The sequence below is a fragment of the Okeania sp. SIO2B9 genome, from assembly GCF_010672505.1.
Classification (GTDB): domain Bacteria; phylum Cyanobacteriota; class Cyanobacteriia; order Cyanobacteriales; family Microcoleaceae; genus Okeania; species Okeania hirsuta.
Genome location: NZ_JAAHGK010001821.1, coordinates 1 through 1021 on the forward strand (window position 1 = coordinate 1; position 1021 = coordinate 1021).

The following is a 1021-nucleotide window of genomic DNA, read 5'->3' on the forward strand; positions in this document are numbered from 1 at the left end:
TTACAACGTTGTACGTGTACCGAGCGGATGGTGGATATGACACGTTCTTGACCCGTGCCCATGCCGATGCTTGACAAGTTAATCATTTTTCAGTTTTGTCAAGGGCTTATTCCCAGGCTTAGGAAAAGGGCTGAGGTCTATGATTTTCTGGGGTTTCCGCTGTGGCTTGATGACCCTCAAATCTCGATTTTCTGGGGCCGTTAGATAAGCAATCGGGTCTGTCGCTAGCCCCTTATTGTAGGCCGTATTGAAGTGATAGAGACCTCGCCAGAGCATCTCAGGGGAGATGCGGTCTAAGGGCAACTGCACCGCATTAGCGACCTCATCAGACAAGTCAAACAACACCGCATACATGATCCAAGTGGCCCAAATTTGCAGCTTGATGCCATTGATTGAACCCGTCCATAGATAGCCTAGCCCCAGCAGCCGTTTAACCAGATGAAAGGCATCTTCAATGCGCCACCGACGCGCATATAAATCCGCTACAACATAGGGCGGCAGGGTATGAGGGTCTAGCACTGAGGTGAGATAACGATAAGTGCCCTTACCTTTGCGAATCGAAATTAAGCGCAGTTGGAACGGACCCGATTCCACCGTGCCGACTTCAATAATCTCGTCGGTGAGTCCATAACTCTCACTGAGCGTTTTGACCACTTTGTAGGAGAGATTCGACTTACCCAACGTAATGAAGGCCACCGCATGGTCCATCAATCGCGTCCACCATTCAAAATCATAGAAGCCTCGGTCAAGCACCAGCAGTACTTTGGAGGCATTCTGGGTGGCTAAATTGAATAAGTCGTCTAGAAATTGGCAATCATGGGCTTTAGCATCTTCATTGAACCAAATCTCAACCGGTAACTGAGAGCCTAATTCGATGACGGTGCATATTTTTCCAGCCAGTTGGCCCACGGGAACATCCTTAAGGCTATCGAGCTTGCGAAAGATCGCTTCGAGCACTGAGCCATCTACCGCCCAGATATAGTCATAGAATTTGAGGCTATGGGCAATGCTAGGGGCAACA

At 49.1% G+C, this 1021-nt stretch carries 1 protein-coding gene; it reads right to left on the reverse strand.

Annotation, left to right across the window (positions count from 1 at the left end; genetic code table 11):
* Positions 1-78: 78 nt before the first annotated feature.
* Positions 79-1021 (reverse strand): IS4 family transposase (locus F6K13_RS34710; protein WP_287290188.1); only part of this gene is annotated, 943 nt, incomplete at its 5' end.